We start from the raw sequence: 628 nt of genomic DNA, 5'->3' as shown, positions 1-628 counted from the left end.
CAACGCACTCTAAAACCGGAAGGGCCGCTTTGGCTCTTCCGGTTTTGGGGTGCGTAGCGGGGTGAGGTAGAAAACGACGGGTTCAGCGGGTCACCACAACATGTAGGGGTCCCTGGTGTGAAGATGAAAGTTCCTACACAACCATCTAAACCCACCAGGGACCCGTACTGTGAAGCCTACTGGAAATCTCGTCGCCGACACTATCTGCCGTACCGCGGAAATCGGGCTTGCCATCACCGGTGCCGCTGATGCCGGACCGCTGACCATCATTGAGGCCAGGCCAGTAGCCGTTGTCGGCGTGTGCCCGGTGTCAGATGCGAGTTTTTGGTACCGGTGTTCTGGGGACTCGGTACTGTCGTGTTCCGGGTAGTTGGTACCGGGCCGAGGGGTGCGTCGGCCCGGCCCGTCTGTATTAGTCGTCTGGGGTGGTGGGGGCGGTGGCTTTGCGCATGTCGAAGTCTCCGATATGGATTCGGTGGCCGTTGTTGAGGCGGCTTACGAGTGAATCGGCTCCGACTCTGTCTGGCAGTGTTTCAACCCAATAGGCGGCAGCTGATTGGGAGGAGATAAGTGTAGGCAGCCTTCCGTCGCGGTCGTGAGGTTACCCTCGTTTAGTGGACACCCTATT

The 628-nt window shown here is 58.9% G+C and carries 2 pseudogenes; one reads left to right on the top strand and one right to left on the bottom strand.

Annotated elements, in window-relative coordinates:
- Positions 1 to 169 precede the first annotated feature (169 nt).
- Positions 170 to 304, top strand: a pseudogene (locus HMPREF2822_RS13115) (ISL3 family transposase); the annotation flags it as partial.
- Between the two features lie 108 nt (positions 305 to 412).
- On the opposite strand, the pseudogene HMPREF2822_RS13755 reads toward HMPREF2822_RS13115, so the two are convergent.
- A pseudogene (locus HMPREF2822_RS13755) lies at positions 413 to 595 on the bottom strand (ATP-binding protein); the annotation flags it as partial.
- Positions 596 to 628: the final 33 nt, after the last annotated feature.

The sequence above is a fragment of the Corynebacterium sp. HMSC062E11 genome (assembly GCF_001811845.1).
In the GTDB taxonomy this organism is placed as follows: Bacteria; Actinomycetota; Actinomycetes; order Mycobacteriales; family Mycobacteriaceae; genus Corynebacterium; species Corynebacterium hesseae.
The sequence above is the reverse complement of the archived record's forward strand: the minus strand, read 5'-3'. Positions and strand labels throughout refer to the sequence as shown.